Below are 7,573 nucleotides of genomic sequence, written 5' to 3' on the forward strand. Positions count from 1 at the left end.
CGATTTCTTGCAAGAAATCGGTTTGGAAAATTGGAATTTTCCAGCGCGGAATTTTGCAAAATTCCGCATGCACGATGCCGAGTATTTCTGGATCCTTCAGGGGCCTAGCTGGCGCGGCGCATGCCCATCACGCGGGCGCGGGCGCGCGGGTCGCTGTCGAAAAGCGCGGCGAGCTGTTCGGTCATCACCCCGGCCAGTTGATCGGCGTCGGTGATGGTGACGGCGCGGTTGTAGTAGCGCGTGACGTCATGGCCGATGCCGATGGCCAGAAGTTCCACCTGCTTGCGGCGCTCGACCATGGCAATCACGTCGCGCAGGTGCTTTTCGAGGTAGTTCGCCGGGTTCACCGACAGGGTGGAATCGTCCACCGGCGCGCCGTCGGAGATGACCATCAGGATCTTGCGCGCCTCGCGCCGGCCCGCAAGGCGGCGATGCGCCCATTCCAGCGCCTCGCCGTCGATGTTTTCCTTCAGCAGGCCCTCTTTCATCATCAGGCCCAGATGGGCGCGGGTGCGGCGCATCGGGGCGTCGGCGGACTTGTAGATGATGTGCCGCAGGTCGTTGAGGCGGCCGGGCAGTTGCGGGCGGCCTTCGTTCAGCCATGCCTCGCGGCTCTGGCCGCCTTTCCAGGCGCGGGTGGTGAAGCCGAGGATCTCGACCTTGACGTTGCAGCGTTCCAGCGTGCGGGCGAGGACGTCGGCGCAGATGGCGGCAATCGAGATAGGACGGCCCCGCATGGAGCCGGAATTGTCCAGCAGGAGCGTGACGACCGTGTCGCGGAACTCGGTGTCCTTCTCGACCTTGAAGCTGAGCGGCGTGGTGGGGTTGGCCACCACGCGGGCGAGGCGGCCGGCATCAAGGATGCCTTCCTCGCGGTCGAATTCCCAGGAGCGGTTCTGTTGCGCCTGAAGGCGGCGTTGCAGCTTGTTGGCGAGCCGGCTGACGGCGCCCTTGAGCGGCTCCAACTGCTGATCGAGGAAGGCGCGGAGGCGTTCGAGCTCGATCGGCTCGGCGAGGTCCTCGGCGTGGATTTCCTCGTCGAAGTTGGAATTGTAGACGGCGTAGTTCGGGTCGGCGTCCGAGAAGGGCTGGGGCGCGGGGGGATCGAGCGGCGCCTCGCCTTCGGGCATCTCGGTTTCATCGCCCATTTCCTGGTCGGCCATGTCGTCCATGCTGACCTGGGCCTGCGCCTCGTCCTGCTGCTGGTCCTGGGATTGCTCGGGATCGGCGTCGGCCTCGGCCTCGTCGCTGTCATCCTCGCCGGTGCTGTCGGGCTGTTCCTCTTCGTCCTGGTCCGTTTCGGCCTCCTGCTCCTGCTCGTCGTCGTCGAGCGCGTCGGGGTCGTCGCCCAGCTGATCGCCATAGCCCAGGTCGTCGATGATCTGGCGGGCGAAGCGGGCGAATTCGGACTGGTCGGAGAGCTTGGCCTGGAGGTTTTCGAGCGTGCCGCCGGCCTGTTCCTCGATGAAGCCCTTCCAGAGTTCCATGACGTTGCGCGCGCCGTCGGGCAGCTCGCGCCCGGTGGCGAGGTGGCGGATGAGGTAGCCCGCGGCATTGGCCAGCGGCGCCTCGGCGGGGTCGGTGATCTGGTCATAGCCGCGGCGGCGGGCCTCGGCGCCGATCTTGGCGTCGATATTGCCGGCGGTGCCGGGCATGTGGCGGGCGCCCATCGCCTCGCAGCGGGCGGTTTCCATCGCCTCGTAAAGGTCGCGGGCCATGTTGCCGGGCGGGCAGTAGCGGGTGTGGGTGGCCGCGTCGTGATACTTGTGGCGCAGGGCCAGCGCGTCGGCGGTGCCTCGGGCCTGCAGCACCTCGTCGCGGGTCATGCGGCGGCTGATCTGGGGCAGGCGCATGGAATCGCCCGAAACGCCGGCGGGATCGACCGAGTAGGAGACGTTCAGTTCCGGGTCGTCGGCCAGCACCTTCGTGGCTTCTGCCAGCGCCTTTTTGAAGGGGTCGGCGGGGTTGTCGGATTGCGCCATTCTGCGGGGCCCTGTCACGCTGCGGTTTCAGGAATGCAACCTAGGCTGACGGGCGCGGAATGACCAGTGGGCGCGGCGCGGAAATTGCCGCGTCAGAGGATGAGCTGGCGGCAGGTGGAGAGGCGGCGGCGCATGTCGCGGGCGGCGCGGTCGGCATGGGTGGCGTCGGCGCTGCGTTGTTGCAGGCGCATGAGGTGGGCCATTTCGGACCAGCCCGAGGCCTGCCAGCTGCGGGCGCGGCGCGGGTCTATGCCGGCCTCGGCGGCATGGGGCAGGGTGGCCTCCAACAGGGATTCGAAGCTGGTTTGCAACTGCCGGGTCGCGTCGCTGTCGGGATTGTGGGTCGCGCTTTGGCGGGTGGCCATGGCGGAGTAGCGCCCGGCGCAGGTGGCGAAGGCCTGTGCCTGCTCGGCGAGGGACAGGGCGTTCGATGGAGCGGCCAGCGTGCTCGTTATCAGAAAAGCCGCCGCCGCGAGGGTGTGCTTTTCAGTTTTCATGTAACGAATTTATGACGCGTGTATATTTTGCGTCAATACGGCGTATATACAAAATTTGTTTCACGGCGGTAAGGATGCCGCGGGACGGTTAAGGATTGGTCAATGTGGCGGGCGGTGGGCATCGCACGTGAAAGAAGAGGTCCCGGGTCAAGCCCGGGACGCGTGGGGACGCCGGAAGCGTTCGGGGGCGGCTTAGCCCAGCGAGCCGTCCGCCAGAAGCCGGGTCTTGCCGCGCAGGTAGGGGTGCAGCGCCTCGGGCAGGTCGACCGAGCCGTCCGCCTGCTGGCCGTTTTCCAGTACCGCGATCAGGCAGCGGCCCACGGCGAGGCCCGAGCCGTTGAGCGTGTGCACGAATTGCGGCTTGCCGCCATCCGCGGGCTTGAACCGGCCATTCATGCGTCGGGCCTGGAAATCGCCGCAAACGGAGACCGAGCTGATCTCGCGATAGGTGCCCTGACCGGGCAGCCAGACCTCGATGTCATGGGTCTTGCGCGCGCCGAAGCCCATGTCGCCGGTGCAAAGGACGATTGTACGGTAGGGCAGGCCGAGGCGTTCGAGAATGCCTTCTGCGCAGTTCGTCATACGCTCGTGCTCTTCGAGGGAGGTGTCGGGATGGGTGACCGAGACCATCTCGACCTTCTCGAACTGGTGCTGGCGCAGCATGCCGGCGGTGTCCTTGCCCGCGCTGCCCGCTTCGGAGCGGAAGCATTGCGTGTGCGCGACGTAGCGGCGGGGCAAGGTAACCTCGTCCACCACGCGGCCATTGACGATATTGGTCAGCGTTACCTCGGCGGTGGGCACCAGCCACCAGCCATTGGTGGTCTCGTAGCTGTCCTCGCCGAACTTGGGCAACTGCCCGGTGCCGTACATCATCTCGGGGCGGACCAGTACGGGGGTCCAGGTCTCGGAGAGGCCGTTTTCCTCGACATGGGTGTCGATCATGAACTGCGCCAGAGCCCGGTGGATGCGGGCGACTGCGCCCGAGAGCACCACGAAGCGGGAGCCGGAGAGTTTCGCGGCCAGCTCGAAATCCATGCCGGGCTTGACGCCGGCGAGGTCGTAATGCTCGACCGGGGCAAAGTCGAACTCGCGGGGGGTGCCCCAGCGTTTCAGCTCGACATTGTCGTCCTCGTCCTCGCCCTCGGGCACGTCGTCGAGCGCGAGGTTGGGGAGGGTCATCAAAAGGTCGGTGAGCTTCTGGTCCAGCGCCTTGGCCTCGGATTGCATCGCGGCGACCTCGGCCTTTTTCTCGGACACTAGCGCGCGCAGGCGCTCGAACTCGGCCTCGTCGCCCTTGGCCTTGGCGGCACCGACCTCCTTGGAGGCCTTGTTCTGATCGGCCTGTGCGGTCTCGGCGGCCTGGATCTTGGCGCGGCGGTCCTCGTCCAGCGCGAGGATCTCGGACGACGCGCTCGACACCCCGCGACGGGCCATGGCGGCGTCGAACTGGGCGGGGTTTTCGCGGATGGCGCGGATGTCGTGCATCGTCTTGGTCCTTGCGTCAGGTTGAGTCGTGGGGTGGGTTGTAGCAAGTAACGCGCGAGGGATAATAGCCGATTTATTCCATATACAGGCGTTTGCGGCGCCCCTGCGACATTGCCGCAGGCCCCCCGGTTCGCGCCTTGCAAAACGCAAAAGCCGGACTTAGGTTCGCGCAAACGCGGGCCGGGGTGCTCGCAAAGCCCGAAAAGGAATAAGATTCGCATGGAAGCCATTGGCCAATTCATCCCGCTCATCCTGATCTTCGCGATCATGTGGTTCCTTCTAATCCGTCCGCAGCAGAAGAAGATGAAAGAGCACCAGGCGATGGTGGCCGCACTGCGCAAGGGTGACCAGATCGTCACGCAGGGGGGGATGATCGGCAAGGTGACCCGCGTGAAGGAAGGTGAGGAGATCGAGGTGGAGATCGCCGAGGGCGTGAAGGTGCGCATCGTGCGCAACACCGTGGCGCAGGTTCTGTCCAAGACCGAGCCCGCCGACTGATTTCGGGGCGCTCAGCCCGGCCGACAGACCCTCTAGAGACATAAAAGGCACTACAGATGCTTCAGATCGACCTTTGGAAACGTGTGGTGATTTGGGGCGTCGTGGCCTTGGGCTTGGCTTTGGCGATGCCCAACGCGTTCTATTCCCGGGTCGAGACCCATAACGACGCCACCATGGCGCTTGAGATGGGCGGCGAAGGCGAGGGGCTGCAGGAACAGGCCGAGATGTGGCCCGACTGGCTGCCTTCGGGGCTGGTGAACCTTGGTCTCGACCTGCGGGGCGGGGCGCATCTGCTGGCGGAAGTGCAGGTCGAGGACGTCTATGACGCGCGGATCGAGGCGATGTGGCCGGAGATCCGCGATTTGCTGCGCGAGGAGCGCGACCGGGTGGGGCCGATCCGCCTGCAGGACACCGACGCGCCGGAATTGCGTATACGGCTGGTCGAGAATCCCGGCGAGGCGGAGCACGCCGCGAGCCTTGTGCGCGGGCTGGCGCGTCCGGTGGCCAGTGTCACTGGGGCGGGGCAGAACGACATCGCGGTCAATGTCGAGGGCGACGCGATTGTCGTCACGCTGAGCGAGGCCGAACGGCAGGCCAGCGATGAGCAGACCGTGCGCACCGCGCGCGAGATCATCGAACGCCGCATCAACGAGATGGGCACGCGCGAGCCCACGATCCAGCGGCAGGGAGCCGACCGCATCCTGATCCAGGTGCCCGGCGTGGGCAGTGCGGCGGAGTTGAAGGACATCATCGGCACCACGGCGCAGCTGACATTCCAGCCGGTTGTGAGCCGCACGACGAACGGCAACGAGAACCCGGGCGGCGGAAACGAGATCCTGCCGTCGGTGGACGAGGAGGGCGTGTTCTACATCCTCGAACGTGCGCCGGTGGTGACGGGCGAACAGTTGGTGGATGCGCAGCCCGATTTCGACCAGAACGGGCGGCCGGCGGTTTCCTTCCGCTTCAACCCCACGGGTGCGCGGCAGTTCGGGGACTATACCGCCGAGAACATCGGCAACCCCTTTGCCATCGTGCTGGACAACGAGGTGATCAGCGCGCCGGTGATCCAGGCGCATATCCCCGGCGGCACCGGCATCATCACCGGGCAGTTCACGGTAGAGGACAGCACGAACCTTGCCGTGTTGCTGCGCGCGGGTGCGCTGCCCGCAGAGCTTGAATTCCTCGAAGAGCGCACGATCGGGCCGGAACTGGGCGCCGACAGCATCGCGGCAGGTCAGATCGCGTGCATCGTGGCCTTCGTGATGGTGCTGGTTTTCATGTGGGCGAGCTATGGCGTGTTCGGTCTGTTTGCCAATATCGCGCTGATCATCAACGTGGGGCTGATATTCGGCCTGCTGAGCCTGATCGGGGCCACGCTGACATTGCCCGGCATCGCGGGGATCGTGCTGACCATCGGGATGGCCGTGGACGCCAACGTGCTGGTGTTCGAGCGTATCCGGGAAGAGATGAAGACCGCCAAGGGCGCGTCGCGGGCGATCCAGCTTGGCTACGAAAGAGCGCTGAGCGCGATCACGGACGCGAACATCACCACCTTCATCACCGCGCTGATACTGTACGCCATGGGCTCCGGCCCTGTGCGGGGCTTTGCCATAACGCTGGGGCTGGGGATCATCACCTCGGTCTTTACGGCGATCTTCGTCACGCGCCTGATCGCGGTCATGTGGTTCGAGCGCAAGCGGCCCAAGACCGTGTTGCAGGGACGGTCGCTGAAGCTGGTGCCGACGTTCACCGACTGGAATTTCTTCAAGCGCTGGAAGCTTTCGCTGGGCCTGTCGGGGGTCCTGATCGTGGTCGCTCTGGTCTCGTTCCTGTTGCAGGGGCTGAACTTCGGCATCGATTTCCGCGGCGGAACGACGATCCGCACACAGAGCGCCGAGACGGTGGACGTGGGGCAGTACCGCGACGCCATCACGCCGCTGGAGCTGGGCGACGTGAGCATCACCGAGGTGTTCGACCCGACCTTTGGTCCGGACGAGAACGTGACCATGATCCGCATCCAAGCTCAGGATGATCAGGAAAGCGTGTCGGCGGCCACCATAGCGGAGGTCGAGGCGGCGTTGCAGGAGGTGGTGCCCGACCTGACCTTTACCTCGGTCGAGAGCGTCGGACCGAAAGTGTCGGGCGAACTGATCCAGACGGCGGTGATCGCGGTGCTTTTGGCCATCGGCGCGGTGCTGGTCTATATCTGGCTGAGGTTCGAGTGGCAGTTCGCGTTGGGCGCGGTCATAGCATTGGTACATGACGTGGTGCTGACCATCGGCATCTTCTCGGAGGTGCAGATCCAGTTCGACCTTGCGATCATCGCGGCACTGCTGACCATCGTGGGCTATTCGCTGAACGACACGGTGGTTGTTTTTGACCGGGTGCGCGAGAACCTGCGAAAATACAAGAAGAAGCCGCTGAAGGAAGTGCTGAACATCTCGATCAACGAGACGCTGAGCCGAACGATGATGACCTCTGTCACCACGCTGCTGGCGCTGCTGGCACTGTTCATTCTGGGCGGCGACGTGATCCGTGGCTTCGTCTTCGCGATGATCTGGGGCGTGATCGTAGGCACTTACAGTTCGGTTTTCGTGGCCAGCACGGTACTGCTGTGGCTGGGGGTCAAACGCGACTGGTCGAAGCCCGACGCAAATGCCGGGACGCAGTTCGCGAATATAGATGCCTGAGGTCCTGAGCGGGGTGCTGGCCACCCCGGGGCTGGTCTGGTTGTGTTTCGCCATCGGTGTCGCGGGGCTGGTGCGCGGGTTCACCGGCTTTGGCACGGCGCTGATCGTGGTGCCGGTGGCCAATATCTTCCTCACGCCCAAGGAAGTGATCGTGGTGATCATGCTGACGGGCATCGCAAGCAACGCGGTGATCCTGCGCCGGGCGTGGCAGCAGGGGGAGCCGAAGGAGGTCGGTGTCCTGGTGCTGGCGGCCCTTGTTACGGTGCCGCTGGGCCTGGCGCTGCTGGACCTGCTGGACAATGACACGGTACGTTGGATCATCACCGGCGTTGCGGCGGGGATGCTGGCGGCGCTGATCGCTGGCTGGCGGTATACGCGCCGCATCACCAAGCCGGGTCTGTTGGCGATAGGGGCCGCGGCG

The 7,573-nt window shown here is 65.1% G+C and carries 6 protein-coding genes; 3 read left to right on the plus strand and 3 right to left on the minus strand.

Features of this window, described 5'->3' with window-relative positions:
* Positions 1-104 precede the first annotated feature (104 nt).
* The 3 genes from cobT to serS all read right to left on the minus strand — a co-directional run bounded on the left by cobT (position 105) and on the right by serS (position 3,964).
* Positions 105-1,982 carry a cobaltochelatase subunit CobT gene (gene cobT, locus RBB31_RS10850; protein WP_306129309.1) on the minus strand — a complete coding sequence of 626 codons (1,878 nt, stop codon included), beginning with the start codon at positions 1,980-1,982 and terminating at the stop codon, positions 105-107.
* 92 nt (positions 1,983-2,074) lie between these two features.
* Positions 2,075-2,479, minus strand: coding sequence for a hypothetical protein (locus tag RBB31_RS10855; protein WP_306129310.1), 405 nt, complete (start codon positions 2,477-2,479; stop codon positions 2,075-2,077).
* A gap of 192 nt (positions 2,480-2,671) precedes the next feature.
* Positions 2,672-3,964, minus strand: coding sequence for a serine--tRNA ligase (serS, locus tag RBB31_RS10860; protein ID WP_306129311.1), 1,293 nt, complete (start codon positions 3,962-3,964; stop codon positions 2,672-2,674).
* 219 nt (positions 3,965-4,183) lie between these two features.
* Here serS and yajC point away from each other — a divergent pair, with 219 nt between their 5' ends.
* The 3 genes from yajC to RBB31_RS10875 all read left to right on the plus strand — a co-directional run.
* Positions 4,184-4,462 (plus strand): preprotein translocase subunit YajC, encoded by a 279-nt coding sequence (gene yajC / locus RBB31_RS10865; protein WP_306129312.1) that lies wholly within the window; start codon positions 4,184-4,186, stop codon positions 4,460-4,462.
* Between the two features lie 56 nt (positions 4,463-4,518).
* A complete protein-coding gene (gene secD, locus RBB31_RS10870; RefSeq protein WP_306129313.1) occupies positions 4,519-7,152 on the plus strand; it encodes a protein translocase subunit SecD in 2,634 nt (877 codons plus the stop codon).
* On the plus strand, positions 7,145-7,573 hold a 429-nt coding region (locus tag RBB31_RS10875; protein ID WP_306129314.1), incomplete at its 3' end, for a TSUP family transporter. The genes secD and RBB31_RS10875, both read left to right, overlap by 8 nt.

The sequence above is a fragment of the Roseovarius sp. MMSF_3350 genome, assembly GCF_030733425.1.
Lineage (GTDB): Bacteria > Pseudomonadota > Alphaproteobacteria > Rhodobacterales > Rhodobacteraceae > Roseovarius.

Coding starts and splice junctions, on each gene's coding strand:
- secD (WP_306129313.1), top strand. CDS start 4,519: ATGCTTCAGATCGACCTTTGGAAACGTGTGGTGATTTGGGGCGTCGTG.
- cobT (WP_306129309.1), bottom strand. CDS start 1,982: ATGGCGCAATCCGACAACCCCGCCGACCCCTTCAAAAAGGCGCTGGCA.
- yajC (WP_306129312.1), top strand. CDS start 4,184: ATGGAAGCCATTGGCCAATTCATCCCGCTCATCCTGATCTTCGCGATC.
- serS (WP_306129311.1), bottom strand. CDS start 3,964: ATGCACGACATCCGCGCCATCCGCGAAAACCCCGCCCAGTTCGACGCC.
- RBB31_RS10855 (WP_306129310.1), bottom strand. CDS start 2,479: ATGAAAACTGAAAAGCACACCCTCGCGGCGGCGGCTTTTCTGATAACG.